Origin of the sequence: Acidisoma sp. S159 (assembly GCF_009766125.1) — a bacterium.
In the GTDB taxonomy this organism is placed as follows: domain Bacteria; phylum Pseudomonadota; class Alphaproteobacteria; order Acetobacterales; family Acetobacteraceae; genus Acidisoma.
Genome location: NZ_LMUG01000059.1, coordinates 396361 through 418111, shown reverse-complemented (window position 1 = coordinate 418111; position 21751 = coordinate 396361). Strand labels below are relative to the sequence as shown.

17 protein-coding genes are annotated in these 21751 nt (G+C 64.5%); 6 read left to right on the top strand and 11 right to left on the bottom strand.

Translation table 11 applies throughout. The features are described from left to right. Window positions 1–6: 6 nt before the first annotated feature. The 4 genes from GSQ92_RS18730 (at window position 7) to GSQ92_RS18715 (ending at window position 4602) form a co-directional block, all read left to right on the top strand. The gene (locus GSQ92_RS18730; protein WP_158804773.1) at window positions 7–282 is read left to right on the top strand and encodes a DUF2160 domain-containing protein; all 276 of its coding nucleotides are present in this window, start codon (window positions 7–9) and stop codon (window positions 280–282) included. 71 nt (window positions 283–353) lie between these two features. Continuing rightward, a complete protein-coding gene (locus tag GSQ92_RS18725; RefSeq protein ID WP_158804774.1) occupies window positions 354–2120 on the top strand; it encodes an ABC transporter substrate-binding protein in 1767 nt (588 codons plus the stop codon). A gap of 72 nt (window positions 2121–2192) precedes the next feature. Further along, window positions 2193–3695, top strand: coding sequence for a glycerol kinase GlpK (glpK, locus tag GSQ92_RS18720; RefSeq protein ID WP_158804775.1), 1503 nt, complete (start codon window positions 2193–2195; stop codon window positions 3693–3695). A 148-nt stretch (window positions 3696–3843) separates the two neighbouring features. Then, window positions 3844–4602 carry a hypothetical protein gene (locus tag GSQ92_RS18715; RefSeq protein WP_158804776.1) on the top strand — a complete coding sequence of 253 codons (759 nt, stop codon included), beginning with the start codon at window positions 3844–3846 and terminating at the stop codon, window positions 4600–4602. Here the strand turns inward: GSQ92_RS18715 and GSQ92_RS18710 are convergent. Next, window positions 4540–5151 (bottom strand): tetratricopeptide repeat protein, encoded by a 612-nt coding sequence (locus tag GSQ92_RS18710; protein ID WP_158804777.1) that lies wholly within the window; start codon window positions 5149–5151, stop codon window positions 4540–4542. The two genes, GSQ92_RS18715 and GSQ92_RS18710, sit on opposite strands and share 63 nt — an antisense overlap. Window positions 5152–5353: 202 nt before the next feature. Continuing rightward, the gene (locus tag GSQ92_RS18705; RefSeq protein WP_158804778.1) at window positions 5354–6268 is read right to left on the bottom strand and encodes a manganese catalase family protein; all 915 of its coding nucleotides are present in this window, start codon (window positions 6266–6268) and stop codon (window positions 5354–5356) included. Window positions 6269–6479: 211 nt separating this feature from the next. On the opposite strand from GSQ92_RS18705, the gene GSQ92_RS18700 reads away from it, so the two are divergent. Beyond that, complete coding sequence (locus GSQ92_RS18700; RefSeq protein WP_158804779.1) at window positions 6480–7901, top strand: FAD/NAD(P)-binding protein; 1422 nt, start codon at window positions 6480–6482, stop codon at window positions 7899–7901. A 199-nt stretch (window positions 7902–8100) separates the two neighbouring features. Beyond that, window positions 8101–10509 (top strand): transketolase, encoded by a 2409-nt coding sequence (locus GSQ92_RS18695; RefSeq protein ID WP_158804780.1) that lies wholly within the window; start codon window positions 8101–8103, stop codon window positions 10507–10509. 184 nt (window positions 10510–10693) lie between these two features. Here the strand turns inward: GSQ92_RS18695 and maiA are convergent, their stop codons facing one another. The 9 genes from maiA to GSQ92_RS18650 all read right to left on the bottom strand — a co-directional run bounded on the left by maiA (window position 10694) and on the right by GSQ92_RS18650 (window position 21109). Then, on the bottom strand, window positions 10694–11353 hold the full coding sequence (gene maiA / locus GSQ92_RS18690; protein ID WP_158804781.1) for a maleylacetoacetate isomerase: 660 nt from the start codon (window positions 11351–11353) through the stop codon (window positions 10694–10696). An 11-nt stretch (window positions 11354–11364) separates the two neighbouring features. Next, window positions 11365–12933, bottom strand: a complete 1569-nt coding sequence (locus tag GSQ92_RS18685; RefSeq protein ID WP_158804782.1) for a D-aminopeptidase — start codon at window positions 12931–12933, stop codon at window positions 11365–11367. A 208-nt stretch (window positions 12934–13141) separates the two neighbouring features. Then, on the bottom strand, window positions 13142–14122 hold the full coding sequence (locus GSQ92_RS18680; protein ID WP_174246703.1) for a substrate-binding domain-containing protein: 981 nt from the start codon (window positions 14120–14122) through the stop codon (window positions 13142–13144). Between the two features lie 22 nt (window positions 14123–14144). Further along, complete coding sequence (locus GSQ92_RS18675) at window positions 14145–15197, bottom strand: ABC transporter permease (RefSeq protein WP_158804784.1); 1053 nt, start codon at window positions 15195–15197, stop codon at window positions 14145–14147. Further along, window positions 15194–16717 (bottom strand): sugar ABC transporter ATP-binding protein, encoded by a 1524-nt coding sequence (locus GSQ92_RS18670; protein ID WP_158804785.1) that lies wholly within the window; start codon window positions 16715–16717, stop codon window positions 15194–15196. The genes GSQ92_RS18675 and GSQ92_RS18670 overlap by 4 nt, the downstream gene beginning before the upstream one ends. Before the next feature lie 304 nt (window positions 16718–17021). Further along, complete coding sequence (locus GSQ92_RS18665) at window positions 17022–19193, bottom strand: CHASE3 domain-containing protein (RefSeq protein ID WP_158804786.1); 2172 nt, start codon at window positions 19191–19193, stop codon at window positions 17022–17024. Window positions 19194–19342: 149 nt separating this feature from the next. Further along, on the bottom strand, window positions 19343–20230 hold the full coding sequence (locus GSQ92_RS18660; protein WP_158804787.1) for a DMT family transporter: 888 nt from the start codon (window positions 20228–20230) through the stop codon (window positions 19343–19345). A 51-nt stretch (window positions 20231–20281) separates the two neighbouring features. After that, window positions 20282–20581 (bottom strand): hypothetical protein, encoded by a 300-nt coding sequence (locus GSQ92_RS18655; RefSeq protein WP_158804788.1) that lies wholly within the window; start codon window positions 20579–20581, stop codon window positions 20282–20284. 90 nt (window positions 20582–20671) lie between these two features. Next, complete coding sequence (locus tag GSQ92_RS18650) at window positions 20672–21109, bottom strand: cupin domain-containing protein (RefSeq protein WP_158804789.1); 438 nt, start codon at window positions 21107–21109, stop codon at window positions 20672–20674. Window positions 21110–21751: the final 642 nt, after the last annotated feature.

The following is a 21751-nucleotide window of genomic DNA, read 5'->3' as shown; positions in this document are numbered from 1 at the left end:
CGCCTCATGGCATGGATGGCCTGGACCTGGGCGACGGCGGGCTTCTTCGCGGCGATCGCGCTGATGCTGATCGTGATGACTTTGCTCGCGGTTTATCGTCCGGAAACGCCGCGGCGGGGGATTTTGCAGTTTCCAACAACGCGTGGCGATCGGTTGTTCGTGTCGCTGATCGGCACGGCGTTTATCTTTATCCTATGGATCCGTATTACCGGCGGTGACAATCTTTGGTATCCCGTCGTGATCGCGGTCCTGTATAGCGCGGCGATGTTCCGCTTCGCTTAGGTCAAGAACGAGAGCCGGAAGACCCTGAATGATGTCATTCAGGGCGCCGGATAGCTGGGGAAGGGAAAAATATGAAAAGACGTGACGTCATCAAAGGAGGTGCCGCAGCCGCTGCGAGCGCCGCCATCCTCGTCCATAGCGCGCCATCCCATGCGCAGCAGGTCGATGCCGCGAAGAAGTGGATCGACAACGAGTTCCAGCCCTCCACGCTCAGCAAGGATGAGCAGATGGAGGAGATGCAGTGGTTCATCAATGCGGCGAAGCCTTTCGCCGGCATGTCGGTGAACACCGTGTCCGAAATTCTCAACATCCACGAATATGAATCCAAGACTCTGACGAAGGCCTTCGCCGAAATCACCGGTATCAAGGTCAACCACGATCTGATGGACGAGGGTCTGCTCGTCGACAAGATCGAGGTCGAGATGCAGTCCGGCCATCCGATCTATGACTTCTGGATGAATGATTCGGACTTCATCGGTACGCATCCACGCTACAACGACATCGTTGACGGCTCGTTGACCGACTTCATGGCGAAGAACGGGAAGGACGTCACCAACCCGCATCTCGACCTGAAGGATTTCGTCGGCCTCTCCTTCGGCACCTTCACTGACGGCAAGCTCTATCAGCTCCCCGATCAGGCATTCGCGAACCTCTATTGGTTCCGCTATGACTGGTTCAAGCGGCCGGAGCTGAAGGCGCAGTTCAAGCAGAAGTTCGGCTATGAACTCGGCGTGCCGGTAAACTGGTCGGCCTATGAGGACATCGCCGACTTCTTCACCAATGACGTGAAGACGATCGATGGCGTGCGCGTCTATGGCCACATGGATTATGGCAAAAAGGACCCGAGCCTCGGCTGGCGCTTTACTGATGCCTGGCTGTCAATGGCCGGCGGTGGCGATCGCGGGCTGCCGAATGGTCTGCCGGTCGATGAGTGGGGCATTCGCAACGAAGGCGGGCGTCCGCGTGGCTCGTCTACGTCGCGCGGCGGTGATGCCAACGGGCCGGCGGCGGTTTATGCGCTGACGAAGTTCGTTGAGTGGCTCAAGAAGTATGCGCCGCCCGAAGCGGCCGGCATGGACTTCCTGGAAGCCGGACCAGTGCCGGGCCAGGGCCATATCGCGCAGCAGATCTTCTGGTACACGACCTTCTCCGCCACCATGAACCAGCCTGGCTCGCCGATGATGAATTCGGACGGCACGCCGAAATGGCGCATGGCGCCCTCGCCCCATGGCCCCTACTGGAAAGAGGGCATGAAGCTCGGCTACCAGGATTGCGGCTGTTGGACGATGCTGAAATACGCGCCCATGGAGAAGATCAAGGCCGGCTGGCTCTACGCCCAGTTCAGCGTCTCCAAGACCGTCAGCCTCAAGAAGGCGCTGCTCACCCAGCATCTGATCCGCGCAAGCGACATCAACAGCTCTGCGATGTCGGAAGCTGCTCCCAAGCTGGGTGGTCTCGTCGAGTTCTATCGCGGACCGGCCGTCAAGCAATGGACGCCTACCGGTGTCAACGTGCCTGACTACGGTAAGATGGCGCAGGTCTGGTGGCAGAACGTGTCGAACGCGATCGCGGGCTCGGTGACACCGCAGCAGGCGATGGACGGGCTGGCACGCGATCAGGACGCCATCATGACGCGTATCCAGCGTTCGGGCGTGCAAGGAGATCTTGGCCCGCTGATGAACAAGGCACGTGATCCGGAATACTGGTTCAAGTATGCCGAAACCAACGGCCATCTCGCACCTCAGCGCAAGCTCGCGAACGAGAAGCCGCAAGGCGAGACGGTGGACTACGACGAGCTCATCAAGAGCTGGTCCGCGCCGGGCACCAACAAGACCTGAGCCTCGGCTGACGAATGAAAGGGGAGCCGGCAACGGCTCCCCTTTTCTCGCGACGATAGGAACGAATGAGCCGTGGCCGCGCATATTCTCGTCATCGACCAGGGCACCACCTCCACCCGTGCGATTGTCTTCGATGCGGCGATGAAGCCCGTCGCCAGCGCGCAGGAAGAGTTTCCGCAGATTTTCCCGCAGCCTGGCTGGGTCGAGCATAATCCCGAAACGCTTTGGGCAACGACACTCGGCACCGCGCGCGCGGCGCTGGCGCAAGCGGATCTCGAAGCGAGCGACATCGCGGCACTCGGCATCGCCAATCAACGAGAGACGACGCTGATCTGGGACCGCGCGAGCGGCCGTCCCATTTACAACGCCATTGTCTGGCAGGACCGCCGCACCGCCGCGCATTGTGAGGCGCTTGAGGCTGAGGGCCATGCGGCCCTTGTTGCCGAGCGCAGCGGGTTGCGGCTGGATCCGTATTTTTCCGCGACCAAGATCGGCTGGATGCTCGATCACGTCGCCGGCGCCCGCAAACGCGCGGAGGCGGGCGAACTTGCTTTCGGCACCGTCGACAGTTTCCTGCTCTGGCGTCTGACCGACGGCGCGGTGCATGCGATAGACGCCACCAACGCCTCGCGTACTCTGCTTTGCGATATCCGCAGCGGGACTTGGGACGCGGACCTACTTCGCCTTTTCAACGTGCCCGCCTCGCTGCTTCCCGAGATCCGCGATTGCGCCGGCGATTTCGGTGCCACGCGGCCCGACCTATTGGGTGGCGCCATTGGCATCCGCGGCGTCGCGGGCGACCAGCAGGCGGCGCTTATCGGGCAGGCGTGTTTCGCGCCCGGCATGGTGAAGGCGACCTACGGGACAGGCGGCTTCGTGCTGCTCAATATTGGCGACACGCCGAAGGCTTCCGCGCATCGGCTGCTCACCACGATTGCCTGGCAGCGCGGCGGCCATCGCACCTATGCCTTCGAGGGTTCCATTTTCTCCGCGGGCGCCAGTGTGCAGTGGCTGCGGGATGGTCTCGGTCTGGTCGAAAATTCGGCGGAGACCGGCAGGCTCGCCGAAGCCTCTGATCCGCAGCAGCCGGTTTATCTGGTGCCCGCCTTCACCGGGCTCGGAGCGCCGCATTGGAACAGCCGCGCGCAGGGGCTGATTTCCGGCATCACACGCGGCACGACGAAAAAAGAGCTCGCCCGCGCAACCTTGGAAAGTGTGGGATATCAAACGCGCGATCTGCTGCAGGCGATGCTCGCCGATTATGGCCAGCCCGCTGACGACATGATCGTGCGCGTCGATGGCGGCATGTCGGCCAGTGATTGGACGATGCAATTCCTCGCCGACATGCTTAACCGCCCCGTCGATCGCCCAGCTTTTCGCGAAACCACCGCAATGGGCGCGGGTTACCTCGCGGGGCTGGATGCCGGGATTTATCCCGAGCCCGAGGAATTCGCGAAACTCTGGTCAGTCGATCGGCATTTCGTGCCCGGTTTGGACGCTGCGACGCGCGAGCGGAAATATCGGGGATGGCAGAAAGCGGTGAAGCTCGCGATGATTCCGGATGATGAAAGTTAGAGCAGATATCTTTGGTTTGAACCGCTGTCATTCCATCGTCATGCTCGGCGCAGGCCGAGGATCCAGGCCTTCCTCCCTCGTCGAAAGCGAGGCGTGGATGGCACGCCTTCGCGTGCCATGACGGATCTCTGAATCGTAATTCAAAAAGATGCAGATCATATTTCGCTGTGATCCGGCGCTGATCGATCGCATTCCGCGGCCGGTGCCGGCGCGGGATGCGCTGCCCGATTGGCTGCGCACAATGCCGCGCCACGCCTTCTCCGATCTGCATGGCGAGAACATTCGCACGGTCAAGCACTGCCCGCCCTTCGTCGATGCGATGTCCTTGGGCTTCGTGATTCCGCTGCCCTGCGATGTTCATGTCGAGAACGGCCGGCTCTCGTGGAATTGGGACATCCCCGCACTGGCCGCACGCACCCATCCCCGCGCGCCGATGAGCTTTCATGCGCCGGCGCAAGTCGACGGCACGCCTTTTCAGCAGCCAGGCCAGATCATCGTCAAGTTCAACAGTTTCTGGACGGTGGAATTGCCCGAGGGCTGGTCTTTGTTCGCGACACATCCGGTGAACCGCGACGATCTGCCGTTTCGGCTGTTGAGCGGCCTCGTGGACTCCGACCGGTTCCATGATGTCGGCATCCTCTTCCCCGCCGTCTGGCTCGATGCAGGCTTCTCGGGCGTGCTCCCTAAGGGCATGCCGGTCGCGCAATGTGTGCCGGTACCGCGCGTGCCGCTCGATCTCACCTACCAGAGTTTCGCGCCCGATGAGACCAAGCGCTATGACGAGACCGCGCAAACACTCCTCAGCGGCCCTGGACATTATCGAAAGACTTTCCGTGCCGCCCGCTCAGGAGCCGATAGCGCCACGGCGGAGGAGGTCGCGCCTCAAAACGGAAGGGTCGAGCCATAGGGCGCCGGTCCGCCCGGAAGCAAGTGCCTGAGCGATCCGCCCGAAGCTATCCGGCCGCAGCCGCAATGCCACGCCATAGGCATCCAGTGCCGCCTCCAGCTTCCCCGCCTCCTGCAACGCGATGCCGAGGTTGAGCGCCGCTTCGTGGAAATCCGGGCGCTGCCTGAGTGCTTCGGCATAGGCCTCGGCAGCCTCCGCATGCTCACCCTTATCCTGGCGCGAAAGGGCGAGGCTATACCACGCAGCGGCCAACCCCGGATCGAGCGCAACGGCCTTGACGAAAGCCGCGAGCGCCGCGTCTCCCCGGCCCAACTCCACCAGCACCTGTCCTAGGCGATGCGCTCCGGGCGCTGAACTCTGCGCTGCCCGGCCGAGCGACGCCAGCGCGGCGTTGGTTTGTCCGGACTGATGCAACACCTCGCCGAGGGCTAGCCAGCCTTCGGCGTAGGCGGGAAAGCGTTCCAGTTCGGGAAGCAATGCCGCAACGCTGGGGTCGCGCGCTTGCAGCAGCGCAACGGCGCGGCGAAACAGATCCGCGGCGCGTGTCACCGGCGCGGGAGGTTGGTGGTATCAAGCATGTGCAGCGAACTAACAGATCCAACACCCGCGCGACACGCTTGTAGGGTTGCATGGTTGCAATCTTCCCTTCCCGAGAGGGTGAGGCCGGGTTGGGTTCGCTCGGGCGGCGAAGCGTGCCCGTGGCTGCCGACCCCCAACCCCACCCTCACAGTTGAGGGGCTACACGTCTCGCCTATCGGCTTTTCTTGTAAAGCTTGCTTGCGATGTCAAAGATTTCCTCAGGCGCGTAATCCGGTGCGAAGGCGCCGTAATTGCCCAGCAACTCGGGGATCTTGCCGCCCTCTGGATGTCCTTCGACAACCTCGAGGTTGCCCGGCGGATCGCCCGGCAGTGCCACTTCGTCGTTCGACCAGATGCCCGACATTTCCTTGTAGTCATTGGGGCTGAAGCGGTACAGCCTCCGGTGGCTGCCCTCGTTGAGGTATTTCTGACACTCCGGCACGCGATCGAGGTTGATGTTCGGCGTCGGCAGCATCTTCTCGATCTCGACGCCCGTCAGCTTCTTCAGCGCCAGCGCATAGGCATGCGCGTGCACGGATCCGCGCACGAGCAGATAGCCGCAAACCTCGCGCCCCGTCGGCTCCGTCATCGTCTCATACACGCGCAGCTTGTGGATACGGGCGCCGCATTCGAGATGGAAGTTGTGCAGCAGGTCGATGATCAGATTGCCGGTTGTGGTTACCATGTCCATGTTCCAGGACGCGGCGTTGCTGTTCATCGGCAGAGCGCCGCCGCCATTGCTGAGAAAGCTCCCAGCGAGGCGAATGCCCTGCATCTCATTGAACGGCGCTTCCGAAACATCGACATCCGGTGTCGGATCGCCCGGCCCACAATTCAGCATGGAGATGCCGGTGCTTACCAGCTCGACATGCCCGAGTTCCTCGGCGAAGATGCTTGATACTAAACTATAGAATGGTTTCAACTTCGTCTTATTGCGAAAGTTGAAGCTCTGAAACATGTAGTTGCCGAGCGTGGACATCTCGCCGTACTTGCCGCCGAGGAGTTCCTGCAGTGCCGCCGCCGCGTTGGGGTCCGGCTTCTTCGGTTCCGGCAAGGCGGCCTGAAGCTTGTCGATCCGCATGAACATGGCGTGTATTCCTCGTGATGGTGTAACCGGGCGCTACATGGCCCGATGCCTTGGCCGTAACAGGACACTTTGCCGCTGCTGCTAAGACTGTGATCAGACGGCAGGGCACACCGAGCCAGCTACCCCGATCGATCGCCCGGACAGGCGAGGTCGACACACGAGAGGCGATGGTAAATTATCGCCCCCGAGAACCACGATGTTGGGACGCTATATGAGTACGACTAGGATTGCTGTCATAGGGGCCGGGTTCAGCGGCACGCTGCTGACGCTGCACCTGCTGCGGCAGTGTCCAACCGCTGAAATCGTGTTGATCGAGCGCAATCCGCAATTCGGCCGGGGCCAGGCCTATGCGACCGGCAATGCCAATCACCTCCTCAACGTGCCGGCCGGGCGGATGAGCGCCTTTCGCGATCGCCCGAATAACTTCCTCGAATGGCTACAAAGCACGCCGCATCCCGAGCTTGGCGAGGCACCCACCGCCGGCAGCTTCGTGCCGCGCCTGCTTTTTGGCCGCTATATCCGCCACCTGCTCAAGGAGCAGATTCGGCACGCCGACAAGGATGGCCGGCTGGAGCTGGTGCGCGGCGACGTGCTGCGAATGGATGCCAGCGATAGCCGCCTTGCTCTCGAGCTCGACCGGGACCGCCGAACCGTCGCCGATGCAACCGTGCTCGCGGTTGGCAATTTTCCGCCCGAGCCGCCGCCTGTGGCCGACCCCGGTTTCTATGATAGCGCCCTCTATCGCGCCGATCCTTGGGCGCCGGATGCGCTCACCGACCTCGACCCCGAGGCGCCGGTGCTGCTCATCGGCACCGGCCTTACCATGATCGACACCGTCGTTTCCCTGCTCGATCAGGGCCATACCGGGCCGATCCACGCCCTTTCCCGCCGCGGCCTGCTGCCGCATCGGCACAATGGCAGCGGCCAGCCACCACGGAACGAACCGTCATCCTACCCCACCGTTCTAAGCGACCTCGTACGCCTCATGCGGCGGGAGATCACGCGCATGACTGGGCTGGGCGGCACCTGGCATCCGGTGATCGACGCTCTTCGCCCCATCACGACAGAGCTGTGGCAGACCGCCTCGGCCGAGGACAAGGCGCGCTTCGTGCGGCACCTGCGCCCCTGGTGGGATATCCACCGTCACCGCATCGCGGCGGATGTCTCCGACCGCATCGAGGCGGCACGGGAACGCGGTCAGCTCACGAAATGCGCGGGCCGTATCCGCGAGTACCGGGAGACGCCGGGGGGCGTCGAGGTCACGTTCCAGCCGCGCGGCACATCCTCGCTGGCCTCCTTCCAGGTCGCGCGGGTGGTGAACTGCTCCGGGCCGTCCTGCGACTACGACCGCATCACGCATCCTCTGATTCGCAACCTGCTGGCCGAGGGGCTCGTGCGCCCCGACCCGCTGCGCCTCGGCCTGGATGTCACGACGACCTGCGCCGTGCGGGACCGGCAGGGCGCGATCTCCCGCCGCGTCTTCGCGGTCGGGCCGGTGACCAGGGGCGCCTTCTGGGAAATGACCGCGGTGCCCGACATCCGGCGGCAAACAGAACTGCTGGCGGAACATCTCGGCAATATGACCGCACGCAAGGCCTTCGCATTGCCCGCCCTTGCCAGCCACAAACCGTGATGACGGTTGCCGCCCCTCTGACCTAGCGAGGCAGGGCACGCCATGTCCTGCTTTCCCAGTCGAATTCCAAGCGCCGTCGTGGCAGGCTGAGCGCCGAAGCGGACCGCCGGCCGCGTGCTGGCCGCCCTCGGGGATTAACTCCCCGCGGATCGGACCTCAGACCCAGGCCAGGCCCCCGATCCGTGCTGGAGTCTGAGCCATGACCACCGACCGCATCGCCACCCTCGCCGCCCTGGAACGCAAGGTCCTCTGGCTCGCGACCTGGATGATCCACAATGCCAACCACCTGCGGCCCAGCGCGGACGGGCTGAAGGTCGGCGGCCATCAAGCCTCCTCGGCCTCGATCGCCACCATCATGACGGCGCTCTATTTCTCGGTGCTGGGGCCGGAGGACCGAGTCGCGGTCAAGCCGCATGCCAGCCCGATCTTCCACGCGATCCAGTACCTGTTTGGGCAGCAAACCCTGGAGAAGCTCCAGAATTTCCGCGGCTACAAGGGCGCGCAATCCTATCCGTCGCGCACCAAGGACGTGGATGACGTCGATTTCTCGACCGGCTCGGTGGGGCTCGGTGTCGCCCAGACGCTCTTCGCCTCGCTGGTGCAGGACTATGTCCGCGCCAAGGGCTGGGGCCTAGACCGTCCGCAGGGCCGCATGGTCGCGCTCATCGGCGATGCCGAGATGGACGAGGGCAATATCTTCGAGGCCCTGCTGGAGGGCTGGAAGCACGGCCTTCGCCGCACCTGGTGGGTGGTCGATTACAACCGCCAGAGCCTGGACGCCGTGGTGCGCGAGGGGCTGTGGGCGAAGTTCGAGTCGATGTTCCGCAATTTCGGCTGGGATGTGGTGGTGCTGCGCCATGGGCGGCTGCAGCAGACCGCCTTCGCGGAGCCCGGTGGCGAGCGGCTCCGCGACTGGATCGAGGCTTGTCCCAACCAGCTTTACTCCGCGCTGACCTTCCAGGGCGGTGCCGCCTGGCGCAAGCGCCTGCTCGACGAGCTGGGCGACCAGGGGCCGACCTCCGCCCTCATCGAGCGCCGGTCCGACGATGAGCTGGCGCAGCTCATGGGCAATCTCGGGGGCCACGACCTGCCCTCGCTGCTCGACGCTTTCGAGGCAGCCAAGACGCATGACCGCCCGGTCTGCTTCATCGCCTATACGATCAAGGGCTTCGGCCTGCCGCTGGCCGGACACAAGGACAACCACGCCGGGCTTATGACGGCGCCGCAGGTCGAGATCATGCGCAACGCCATGCGGGTGCGTGAGGGCCATGAATGGGAGGCATTCGAGGGTCTCTCGCTCCCCGCCGAGGATCTGCGCGCCTTCATCGACGCCGCGCCCTTCATCCAGCAGGGCCGCCGCCGTTACGAGGCGCCCTTGGTCGAGGTGCCGGAGGCGCTGGCCGTGCCGCAGCAACCCGTCATGTCGACGCAGCACGGCTTCGGCCTGCTCATGCACGAGATCTCGAAGGGCACGACGGATCTCGCGCGACGGATCGTCACCACCTCGCCGGACGTCACGGTCTCCACGAATCTCGGCGCCTGGGTAAACCGTCGCGGCCTCTTCGCGCGAGAGGAGATGGTGGATCTGTTCCGCAAGGAGCGCATCCCCTCGACCTTCAACTGGCATTTCTCACCGCAGGGTCAGCATCTTGAACTCGGCATCGCCGAGATGAACCTCTTCATCATGCTGTCGGCCCTCGGCCTGTCGCATTCGCTCTTTGGCGAGCGGCTGCTGCCAGTCGGCACGCTCTATGATCCCTTCATCGAGCGCGGGCTCGATGCGCTGAATTACGCCTGCTACCAGGATGCGCGCTTCATCATCGTGGCCACGCCTTCCGGCATCACGCTCGCCGGCGAGGGTGGCGCGCATCAGTCGATCGCGACGCCGCTGATCGGCATGGCGCAGGATGGGCTGGCCAGTTTCGAGCCGGCATTCGTCGATGAGCTGGCGCTGATCCTGCGCTGGGCCTTCGACTATATCCAGCGCCCGGCGGATGCGGCGCCTGACGCCTTGGCGGGTTTGCGGGACGAAAGCGGCGGCTCGGTCTATTTGCGGCTCTCCACACGCGGCATCGCGCAGCCACAACGGCAATTGGCCCCCGAGACTGCGCGGGACGTGATTGACGGCGCTTACTGGATGCGCCGACCTGGCCCGAATGCCGAGGTCGTCGTCGCCTATACCGGCGCGGTGGCGCCCGAGGCTCTGGCGGCGGTTGGGCTGATCGGCGAGGACCGTCGCGATGTCGGACTCCTCGCGATCACCTCTGCCGATCGGCTGCATGCCGGGTGGACGGCGGCGCAGCGCGCCCGCGAGAACGGGTTGCCTGGCGCGCGAAGCCATATCGAGCGGCTACTAGCGGATGTGCCGCAGCGTTGCGGCCTGGTGACGGTGCTTGACGGCCACCCGGCGACGCTCGCCTGGCTCGGCGCCGTGGGGGGCCATCGCACCCGCGCGCTCGGGGTCGAGAAGTTCGGGCAGACGGGGACGCTGGCGGATCTCTACCGCCATGCCGGGATCGACGCCCAGGCAATAGCCGCCGCCGCCCAGGCCATCGCACCCGGCCGCCCGATCCGGCATCTGGCGGCGGTATCGTTTACGGCGGCTTAGGGCGGAGTTGCAGGCGGCCTGTTATGCTGGCCGACAAAGAGACTGCCCGATTCGGCGAGTATTTCGTCATGCTCGGCGAAGGCCGAGCATCCAGGCCTTGCCTTCACTCCGCGAGCAAAGGCGTGGATCTTCGGCCTTCTCCGAAGATGACGTTGCTACTGCCGCAGCGTCGCCAACTCCCGCCCTAGCTCGGTGCGCCCACCTGCGCCATCGGATCGGCCTTCGCGAAAGCTGGGATTTCCGCACAGCGAGCGGAGATCCGGTTCACCGTCGGGATGTCTGGCACCTCGACCTTGAAGACCCTGGCGACGGCAGTGACGCTCGCGAGGCAGATATCCGCGAGCGTCGGCGTATCGCCATGGCAGAAGACGCCGGTGGCCGACTCCTTGCTGAGACGCGCCTCCATCGCCTGAAAGCCACGCGTGAACCAGTTCACCTGCCATGCGCGCCAAGCGGCATCGTCGAAACCACCAGAGGCCGTCAAATACTTCTTCACGCGCGGCACGATCAGCGGATGCGTGTCGCTCGCCATCAAGGCCGCGAGCGATCGCACCCGCGCCCGGCCATGGGGATCACTTGGGAACAGCGGCGGCGACGGAAAGCGCTCGTCCAGAAACTCCAGGATCGCCACGGATTGCGTAAGCGGCGGATATCCCGGCTCGATCAAAGCCGGAATCGCGCCTTGCGGATTGATCGCGAGGAAGTCGGCGCTGAGTTGTTCCCCAGCATCGAGGTCGATCAGGATTTCTCGCGCCGTGAGTCCCTTGAAGTTCAGCGCGACGCGCACACGAAAGGTCGCTGACGAACGCCAGAAAGCATAGAGTTCGAAGGCTGGCTCTGCCATTTTCTTATCCCTCAGTGCCGCCGCTCATAGCTCACGCCGCGCGCCAGCCAGCAGCCGGCTTCCAGCCCCGCCACCTCGCCTCGCTCATCCCGGCGGAACTTCAGGGTCCAGTCGCCGGGCGGGTGAAAATCCAGCGCGCGCGGACAGGGCAGCAGCCAGCGGTCGGGACCAAACGGGGTGAGTTGCAGCATCTCGCCCTCGCCCAGCGCGCCCGAGAAAGCACCGTAAAGCGCGCCGCCGGACGAGGTGCAGGTGAGAGTCGCATCGAGTTCATCGGAGTGGAACAGGCCCTCGATATCCGGCGAAGCGTCGCCCGTGCACGGTATCAATGGCGCGTCGAGATTGTCCGACGGCCGGTTCAGCCAGAGCGTGTCTCCGCGACGATACAGCCGGTTGCCGCCGCCGCGGTAATCGCGCTGCGCGGTCGGCCACAGGATGTCGGGCAGCGGCCCATAATGAAATTGCAGGCTGCCGTCATGGACCGGCTCGACCCGAACCGAGAGGCCGCTCGCCGGTTCGATGTAGCGGCCGGCCCAGCCAGAACCCAGCGAGATCGCGGGCGTCTTCGGCTCCACTTCGCCCAGCGCCGCGCCGAGCAGGTCGAGCGCCGCCGCCTGCGGATCGGCCATGTGATTAAACAGGACGACGACGGAAACGCGCTCCGCCGGCACATAGAGGCGGAAGCTGCGGAAGCCGCGCAGGCCGCCGGCATGGCAGGTCGCCCGGCGGCCAAACAACGTCGCGTGGCTCAGCCCGAAGCCATAGAAGGCGGGCGCGCCGTTGCGGAAAACCTGCGGCGCCGAGAGCCGGTTGTAGAGGCCCTGCGGATCGTCGCGCGTGGCGTCGATGAAGCTCTCCCACGCGATCATGTCGTCCAGGGAGGCGGTGAGCCCGGCGTCGCCGGTCCAATGGATACGATTGACCGCCGGGCGGAAGCCGAATTCCGCCGATCCCTCATAGCCCAGCGTGCCGCCGGGAACTGTCGTGGTGACGGCGTTCAGCGCCGCATGGGGCATCGCGGCGCGATCGAAGATGCGATAGCGCAAAAGGTCGGCGAAGGACTGGCTGGTTTGCCGCTCGATAATCTCTGACAGAATGCGAAAATTCTGGTTCACGTATGAATAGGCGGTGCCCGGCTGGAAATGCAGCGTGCGCGTGCGGCCGATCAGGCGATGCGCATCCTGCGGCCCGAAAACACCCTCCACCGGCGCGCCGCATAGCATCGCGAGCGCCCAATAGTCCCGCAGCCCGGACTGGTTGTGGCAAAGATCGAGGATGCCGGGCGCCTCCTGCTGCAAATCCGGCATCAGGCGCCGCACTTCGTCATTCAGCGTGGTGGGCTCGGGGAACAGGTCGAGCAACAGGCCGCAGGTGAACTGCTTGGTGATCGAGCAGATCAGCGACATGGTTTGCGGCGTGAAGGGCAGCCGCTGCTCGGTATCCGCCCAGCCCCAGGCGTGCCGCACCAGCACCTCGCCATCCCGCAACACGGCGACGGCGCCGCCGGGTCCGGCATAGCGTCTCGGCAGAGCGCCGACCGCTCTTTCGAGACGGGTAAAGGTCGAGCCGCTATCGGTCATTCAGAAGATCCCGGGCGCTGTGGTGGCACGCCGAGCCTAACCTAGCGGCGCCGGACGGGGGAGGGGGAGGACTTGGCTCACCGTCATGGCACGCGAACGCCTGCAATCCACGCCTTTCGGGGCCGGGACCATCACCCGAGGAAGGCGTGGATGGCATGCCTTCGCATGCCATGACGTATTGAGGGCGTCGGCTGCGCCGCAGCCCGGCCTAGCCGCCTTTCGCGTAGATCTCCTTCGCATTATCGGCATCGATCCGACTCGTCGGCACCGTCACCAGGCGAGGCACCGAGGTTGCGCAGTCGATCAAGATCTTCTTGGCGAGATCCAGGGCCTCCGCCGCGCCGGTCGGATAAACGAAGGTCGCCGCCCATTCGCCATCCGCCACCGAGCGAATGCCGCCCGATGGACCCGGCAACCCATCCGTGCCGATGATCTTGACCTGGCCAAGCTTATTCGCCTGCTTGACAGCGATATAAGCGCCCGCCGCCGCCAGATCGTTGCTGGTATAGACCAGCTTGATGTCCGGATGGGCCTGCAGCATCGCGGAGAATACCGTCACCGCCTTGTCCTGCATCCAATCCACCGGCTGCGTCGCCACAACCGTGATCTTCGAATTGCCCGCAATGCCCGCCTTGAAGCCTTCGAGGCGTTCGATGGCGGGCGACGAACTCGGCAGCCCTTCGAGGATCGCGACCTCGCCGCCATCCGGCAGCAGTTTGGCGGCGTATTCGCCGGCCTCCTTGGCGATGGCGCGGTTATCGCCACTGACGAAGCTCGTGTAGTCATTGCCCTCGGTCGCGCGATCCATCTCGATGACCGGGATGCCGGCCTTGTAGATTCGGCTGACCGCCGGCGTCAGCGGTGCCGCCTCGAAGGCCGAGATGAACAGGATATCAACTTGTTGCGTCAGGAAGTTCTCGACTTGCGAGACCTGCGTATTGTCATTCGCCTGACCATCCGCGATCACCAGCTTGAACTGCGGATAGTTCTTCACCAGCGTTTGCAGGTCGTGGTTGACGTGCTCGCGATACGGCTCCTTGAAGTTCGCCTGGCTGAAGCCGATCACGTATTGGTTGTTGGGACCGCAGGTCTTGGCGATCGATTGCGCCGCCTGCGCACCCGGCGCGACCATCGCAAACGCGGCCGCCGCGAAAGTGGTGGCCATCAGCGAGGCTTTGACTGTCTTCATCTCATCTCTCCCCATTTTTAAGTTAGCGCGAGCTTCCGTCGCGTCCTCCGACGAGCGTTTGCAGCCCGGCCGCGAGAACGATGATCGCTCCCGTGGCGAGAAGCTGCATGGCGGCGCTCACGTCGTTGAGTTGCAAGATATTGGCGAGCGCGCCCAGCATGACCGCGCCCGCGATGGTGCCGATCATGCTGCCCGCGCCGCCGAACAGATCCGTGCCGCCGATCACCACCGCCGCGATGGCGCTTAATTCGTAGCCGGAACCGTCATTCGGGCTGCCGAAACTGAACTGTCCCGCATGTACGATGCCCGCGATACCCGCGCAAAGACCGCTGAGCCCATAGACGGAAATCTTGATCCAGCGCACCGGAATGCCCGAAAGCCGCGCCGCGCGCTCATTGCCGCCCACCGCGAAAACATAGCGGCCATAGCGTGTCTGGTTCAGCAGGAAGGTCGCGACAATCGCCAGCGCGAGAAAGACCAAGGTAGCGACCGGGAAAGTATCACCGAACAGCCGCTCGCCGAGGATCGCGAAGGCCGGCGGCGCGCTGCCTGGACCGTGGCCGTAATTGATGTTGATGAAGGTATTGTCGGAAGCGATCAGCGCCAAGCCACGCGCCGCCTGTAGCCCCGCCAGCGTCACGATGAACGCCTGGATGCGCAGCCGCGTCGAAAGATAGCCCTGCATCAAGCCGAAGAGTGTGGCGACGACGACCACCAGCGGCAGCGTCGTCGCCAGTCCCCAACCCTGGTTCACCAGCAGCGCCGCCGTCAGCACACTGGAAAGACCAAGCACGGCGCCGACCGAAAGATCGATCCCCGCCGCGATGATGACGAAGGTCATGCCGAGTGCGAGAATGCCAGTCTCGGAAATCGAGCGCACGATATTCGCGATATTCTCCGGCCCGAGAAACAGAATGTGGCCATGCCGGCGTGGCGAGAAAATGATGCCGCCGACCACCACGAGAATCAGGCCGAGCAGGCTCTGGAAGCGAATGAGATAGCTCAGCGGATGCTTGCGCGGTCGAGGCGCGGTGGCAGCGACCGGCGCAGGATTCTCCTCAGTCGCACCGCTCATGCTGCCTGAACCTCTCCAAGACTGTAGCGCCGCAAGGTTTCCTCGCTGACGCCGGCATCGAAACTCGCGACAGTGATGCCGCCATGCATGACGATGATGCGGTCGCAAAGGCCAAGCAGTTCGGGCAATTCCGACGATGCCACCAGAACACCGAGGCCGGCACTGGCGAGATCCCGAAGCTGGCGATAGATCTCGGCCTTGGCGCCGACATCGACGCCGCGCGTCGGCTCGTCGAGCAACAGCAGATGCGGGCCGCTGAGCAATTCCTTGGCGAAAACGACTTTCTGCTGGTTCCCGCCGGAGAGGTTGACGACGCGGGTGGAGGGCACGCGCGGCCGCACATCGAACCGGGAAAGCGCTGCCGACACCTCGGCCTGTTCGCGGGATGCGGAGGCGAGGCCCCAAGGGGTCACGCGCGGCAGCGTCGACATCACGATGTTCCGCGCGACCGACTGGCCGAGCACGAGCCCGGTGCCGCGCCGGTCATCCGTGACATAGGCCATGCCCGCGCGACGGGCCGTCGCCACTGAACCAAGCTTTACGGGCCGGCCGCCGATCTCGACCCTGCCGACCCAACGCCCCCGCGCCTCGAAGCCGTAGAGCGCCGACAGGAGTTCGGTGCGCCCGGCGCCCATCAAGCCCGAGAGGCCGACGATCTCGCCCTCATGCACGGTCAGCGAAACATCCTGCGGTGCCTGCCAGCCGGCGCGATCCACCAGGGGGACGAAGCGCGCATGCACGAGATTCAGAATCGGCTCGCCGAGCAGACCGGCGCGCGGCGGGAAAAGATCCTTGAAGTCCTTGCCGACCAGCATCCGCACCAGCTCAGCTTGCGGCGCATCGGGCGCCGCCTCGCCGACCACCCCGCCGTCGCGCATCACCGTCACGCGGTCGGCGATGCGCGGCACTTCCTCCAGCCGATGCGAGATGTAGATGATGCCGACGCCGCGCGCCCGAAGCTCTCGCACCGTGCCGAAGAGATATTCGGCCTCGGTCGCGGAGAGCGCCGCCGTGGGCTCATCCAGGATCAGAATTCGGGCCTCGGCAGCAAGCGCTTTCGCGATCGCAACAAGTTGCCGCTCGCCCATGCGAAGAGACGACACCAAAAGCGCCGGATCGAGACTGACGCCGGCGCGGCGCAATAGCTCATGCGCCTCCCGCATCATGCGCGACCGCGCCAGGGTGCGGATGCCCGTCAATTGTTCGTGGCCGAGGAAAAGATTGGCGGCGATGTCGAGCCCCGGAACGAGATCCAGCTCCTGCGGGATCATCACGATGCCGGCGGCATGGGCGTCCCTCGGCGTCTGGAAATTCACCGGAGCGCCATCGAGCGACATCGCGCCGTGGTCGGGCTGGGCCGCGCCGCTGATGATGCTCATGAGGGTCGATTTGCCGGCGCCGTTCTCGCCGAGCAGGACGTGGATCTCGCCCGCGGACAGGGTGAAGTCGACGCCGCGTAGCGCCTGCACTCCGCCGAACCGCTTCTCGATCCCTGACAGAACCAGGATGGGCAGGCTCATGCCCGCTGACCGTCCATTCGCACTCTCCCCGCGCCATCGGCCATCTCAGCCGCTCTCTTGCTTGTCGTTCACGCTAGGCTTGGGCAAGTCCTTGTCAAGCACGCGTCAGGGACCGCGCGGGAGTGGATATTCCGCCAGAGCGGGATGTCTTTGGCTTGAACCGTGCCCATTCCACGTCGTCATGGCATGCGAAGGCATGCCATCCACGCCTTCGGTCAGGCGCCATAACTGAGGCGTGGATGGCACGCCTTCGCGTGCCATGACGGATTCTCTGGATCGCGATTCAATACAAGACCACCACGCCCTACCCCGTCCGCGCCAACACATCCGCCACGCGCCGAGCCAGTTGCTCACGCTTGAACGGCTTTCCGATGAGTTGCACGCCCTCATCGAGACGGCCGTGATGCACGATCGAGTTTTCCGTGTAGCCGGACATGAAGAGCACCTTAACCCCCGGCCTCATTGCCGTGATGCGCCCCGCCATCTCGCGCCCGCGCAGCTCGCCCGGCAGCACCACGTCCGACAACACCAATGCGATGCTGTCGGCCTGGGCGGCGAAAACCCTGAGGCCTTCCTCGCCATCCGCCGCCTCCAGCACGCGATAGCCAAGATCGTTGAGGATAGCGACCGCTACCTCCCGCACCGCAGGCTCGTCCTCCACCACCAGGATGGTCGCCGAACCGCGCGGCAGAGCGATGGGCGGACCAGAGCGCTCCACAGCCTCGAAGGCGGCATTATGGGCGCGGGGCAGGTAGATACGTACCGTCGTACCCTGTCCCGGCTCGGAATAGATCTTCACGTGGCCACCCGACTGCTTGACGAAGCCGAAGACCATCGCGAGGCCGAGGCCGGTTCCCTTGCCGTCCGGCTTGGTCGTGAAGAATGGCTCGAAGACGCGGCGCGCCACCTCGGCGGTCATGCCATGCCCGGTGTCGGATACCGCGAGCATCGCGTAATCCCCCGCGTCAACCTCCGCGTGGCGGCGGGCGTAATCCTCGTCGAGCACCCGGTTGCCCAGCTCGATCGTCAGCCGACCCCCGCCGGGCATGGCGTCGCGTGCATTCAGCGCGAGATTGAGCACGGCGCTTTCCAACTGCGCGGCGTCCGCCATCGCGGGCCACAGTCCGGCAGTTTCGACGTATCGCACGTCGATGTGCTCGCCGAGCGTGCGCCGGAGAAGCGGCACCATCGCCGGCACGGTGGCGGTCAGATCCAGCGGCGCCGGCGCCAAGGGCTGCTTTCGCGCGAAGGACAGCAATTGCGCGGTGAGCGTGGCGCCGCGCTCGGCGGCCCAGGCGGCGCGCTCGATGCGAAGCTGCAGCGCCGGATCCGTGCCGAGCCTTGTCGATACCACTTCCAGATTGCCCATGATCACGGTGAGCAGGTTGTTGAAGTCATGCGCGATGCCGCCGGTGAGCTGGCCGATCGCCTGCATCTTCTGGGCCTCGCGCATAACGCTCTCGGCCTGCGCCCGCTTCGTCATATCGGTCACGGTGATCACGAAACCGCCATCCGGCATAGCGGTGCGACGCAACTCAAGCGTATGGCCGCCGGCCCGCATGCCCTCATAGACGGTCGCCTCGCCGAGACCGTGGCGCCCATGGCGGAGCTGATCTTCGGTTTCCAGGATCATCCCGTCTTCGGCGGCGTGCCCGGCTATGTCGGTATATCGCGTGCCGGGGCGGAGCATCGGCTCGGGTAGATCCAGCAGCACCTGGAAGCACTCGTTCCAGTTCGTGAGATGTCGCTCGACATCGAAGACCCCGACACCCTGGCTCAGACTGTCGAGCGAGACACGCAAGCGCTGCGCGGCGAGCCGCTCCTCCGATTCCGCCCGGTATGAACGCGACCATGCCTGATTGAGCAACCAGGCGGCATAGATCAGCGCCAGAATCGCGAGAGCGGTGCCGCCGAAGAAAAGCCAGCGGATCAGCAGGGCTCGCTCATCCAGCACCGCGAGGCGCTTGGCGAGCAGACTGTGTTCCTCGTTCGCCATGCCGGCGATCGTGGATTCAATCTCGACCATGAGATCGCGGCCGAGGTTGGTCTGGACGATCCGCAACGCCGCGGAAGCGCCGTCGTCGCGGCGGATCACGATGGTCTGGCTCATCTCCTCAAGCTTGCGCTGGACCAGGGGGCCCAAGGCCGCAAGCCGCGCCTGCTCGGCTGGATTGTCGGCCGTCAACTGGTTCAGCGCGGATTCCAAAAGGGTCACTCGCCCGAGAGCCGCGTTATATGGCTTGAGATAGTCCTCGTTTCCGGTCAGCAGGAAGCCACGCTGGCCGCTTTCGGCGTCGTGGATGCTGAGGTCCAGATCCTTTATGGCGCCGATCACACTATAACTGTGCTGCCACCATTGCCGCGCGCTGCGGGCCGCATTCAGGCGATCCCAGGTCGCGATGCCGACCAGCAGCAAAAGGACGACCAGAACTCCGAAACCGAGAAGATTAGCGCGGGTGACGATATACTTGGTCACTACTTACTCGCTGCGCCGCTTCTGGACCTAGGCGATCCGCTCTCCCGCGCGAGAAGGTCGGTCCCGGCGGTAGAGTGCACGCGAAGACGTCCCTAATTCAAGAATACTCGCGTGTCCCAGTACAGTGTATCCTGGTTGGGCGGAACCCCTCACGATTTCGCGCGCGCGCGGGGCCAGCGAGAGGTGGCGGCGAGGCAGGCAAAGAGGATCAGCACGGCGCCTGCCACGGTCCAGATCGCCGGACGCTCCGCGAAGAAGACGTAGCCGTAAATTGCGGCCCAAAAGAAGGCGGTGTATTCCAGCACACCCAACCGTCCCGCCGGCGCACGGGCATAGGCCCAGGCCATGCAATAATGGCCGCAGGTTCCCATCAGCCCCGAGACGACAAAAGCCAGCCAATGCGAGGCTGTCGGCGCCTGCCAATGGATCAGCATCACGGGCGAGATCAGCAAAAAGGCAAAGCAGTTCGACAGCATGACCAGCGTGCCGATGCGGTCGAGATGGCTCTGCTTCCGCATCAGGACGTTGGACAGGGCGTAGAAGAACGCGCAGCTCAGCGCCGCGAGGATCCCGACGAGGTCGAAGGCGCGGCGCGGATCAGCGATCTGGCCTTGGGCGATCACCACCACGCCGGCCAGGCCAATCACGATCCCCAACAGCGCACGCGGGGCAATCGGCTCCTTGAGCACGACGCGGCCAAGAAGCGAAAGCAGGAGCGGCGCGATGAAGGTGAGCGCGACAGCCTCGGCCAAAGGCAGGCGGGCGATGGCGGTGAAGAACGAGGCTGCGGTGATCAGCACCACGATGGAGCGGCTGAAGTTGCGACGAAGTGACCCGAGGCTCGGCGTCTTCTCTCGCGTTACAAAGAAGGCGAGCACCGCGAAGCCGGCCCCAGTCGCGTAACGCAGTCCGACGACCTCGCTGATCGGATAGACCGGGGAGACGACCTTCATGACGGCATCCATCGCCGACATGATCGCGATGCCGCCGGCAGCCGCCAGCACGGGGAAGATCGTCGTTTCGGTGCGGAACTGCATCGTCGGCGCTTCTAGCCGCCCGCGGCCGCGACGGGCCGCCGGCGCACAATGCTAGAGACTGACCTGACCCGGGATGTGCATCCCCGGCATCAGAACGTGCAGCACGAGCAAGACGAGCAGCACCGTGATGAGCAGGCCGAACACTCCGCCCAGCAGGCGCAGCGCCGCGACGATGAGGAGGATCGCCACGATCACCAGGATCGCCGCCTGGAGCTGTCCGTTGACCCCGGCATCGATCAACAGACGGCGGCAGAAGGTCTCGACCACGCCGATCACCGTCATGACCGCCGCGACCAGACGCAGCAACAGGGTCAGAACGAAATTGATCGCCGACATAACGCCTTGGTCCATCGTAAGATCCGAACTCTCTGCCCTGGCCGCATCCTAGCGGCGGGAACCACCGCAGGCGAGCCCAGCTGCCGCCCGTTCGCGCGCGAGGCGCTAGTGACGCAGCTCCGTCGCCACGCCGCCGGGGGGAAGCTGGTCGAATACCAGCAGCCGGACCGTCGCAGTGCCGACCGGCGTCGCGGAGTGCCAGACGTTGATCATCTCCACGATCACATCGCCCGGACCAAAGACCTTGGCCAAGCCGGTCTGCACATTGGTGATCTTCAGCCGGCCGGCCTGGACATAGCCGTAGCGGGCATAGGGGTGCCGGTGCACGGGAAGCACCGAGCCGGGCGGGATGACGTATTCCGACACGACCAACCGCACCGGTCCCGAAGGCAGAGTGATCGGCTGCCCGGCCGCCGTCTCCGTGCCGCTGAACAGCGTGGTGACGGTCACGGCGGGAGACTTCGCCTGCGCTCCAGCCAGCACCGGACCGAATGCGGTCGTGGCGAGAACGCCGAGAGCCAGGGCCGCGTTACGTCGTGTCATCGCCAACCTCCGTCGGGTGTCCCATGGCTTCACCGGCCGACTTGCCTTGGCGGAAAGGAGCCATGAAGGTGTCCGCCCGGCACAATCGGGGCAGCCCCTGTGCACCGAGCAGCCGTTTGCCAGATCCCGGCACCTTCGTCACCGCCCTCCTGTCTGAGATGTCACGGGCTCGACAGCGAATGATGAGCATCCCCCGCCTCTCCCACGGAAAGCTGATGCGACACGTGCCGCTTACGGTGCATCCCTGGTCGAAAGGCCGTATCGCCAAAAGGAGTATGTCCCCGCTAAAAACCGGTCACATCCTCGCCAGGTACGCCAAAAATATTTCCGCGCGCCTCTCTTCCGCACTACTTGATTAATTCTATGGCCGCGTCATCTGGACGCTCGGCTTTTTGAAATTCGACTACGTGACAAGACCACTGAGAGTTCGCGCCTTTGCGAGAATCATTGCGGAAAGCGAGAGATGGTAGAGCGCCTTCACATTGAAGCGGCAGAACTACATGACCAAGCGGCCAAAGCACATCGGGCGGCGGCCGAGAAGCATGGAACGAGCAACCATGGAGCCGCCAGCGAGTATTCTTCGCGGGCTCATGCCCACTCTGAAGCGGCCTATAAGGCATCTGCAAGGGCGCACGGAAAAAG

Coding starts and splice junctions, on each gene's coding strand:
- GSQ92_RS18730 (WP_158804773.1), top strand. CDS start 7: ATGGCATGGATGGCCTGGACCTGGGCGACGGCGGGCTTCTTCGCGGCG.
- GSQ92_RS18725 (WP_158804774.1), top strand. CDS start 354: ATGAAAAGACGTGACGTCATCAAAGGAGGTGCCGCAGCCGCTGCGAGC.
- GSQ92_RS18715 (WP_158804776.1), top strand. CDS start 3,844: ATGCAGATCATATTTCGCTGTGATCCGGCGCTGATCGATCGCATTCCG.
- GSQ92_RS18705 (WP_158804778.1), bottom strand. CDS start 6,268: ATGTTCATGCGGATCGACAAGCTTCAGGCCGCCTTGCCGGAACCGAAG.
- GSQ92_RS18700 (WP_158804779.1), top strand. CDS start 6,480: ATGAGTACGACTAGGATTGCTGTCATAGGGGCCGGGTTCAGCGGCACG.
- GSQ92_RS18695 (WP_158804780.1), top strand. CDS start 8,101: ATGACCACCGACCGCATCGCCACCCTCGCCGCCCTGGAACGCAAGGTC.
- maiA (WP_158804781.1), bottom strand. CDS start 11,353: ATGGCAGAGCCAGCCTTCGAACTCTATGCTTTCTGGCGTTCGTCAGCG.
- GSQ92_RS18685 (WP_158804782.1), bottom strand. CDS start 12,933: ATGACCGATAGCGGCTCGACCTTTACCCGTCTCGAAAGAGCGGTCGGC.
- GSQ92_RS18680 (WP_174246703.1), bottom strand. CDS start 14,122: ATGAAGACAGTCAAAGCCTCGCTGATGGCCACCACTTTCGCGGCGGCC.
- GSQ92_RS18675 (WP_158804784.1), bottom strand. CDS start 15,197: ATGAGCGGTGCGACTGAGGAGAATCCTGCGCCGGTCGCTGCCACCGCG.
- GSQ92_RS18670 (WP_158804785.1), bottom strand. CDS start 16,717: ATGAGCCTGCCCATCCTGGTTCTGTCAGGGATCGAGAAGCGGTTCGGC.
- GSQ92_RS18660 (WP_158804787.1), bottom strand. CDS start 20,230: ATGCAGTTCCGCACCGAAACGACGATCTTCCCCGTGCTGGCGGCTGCC.
- GSQ92_RS18655 (WP_158804788.1), bottom strand. CDS start 20,581: ATGGACCAAGGCGTTATGTCGGCGATCAATTTCGTTCTGACCCTGTTG.
- GSQ92_RS18650 (WP_158804789.1), bottom strand. CDS start 21,109: ATGACACGACGTAACGCGGCCCTGGCTCTCGGCGTTCTCGCCACGACC.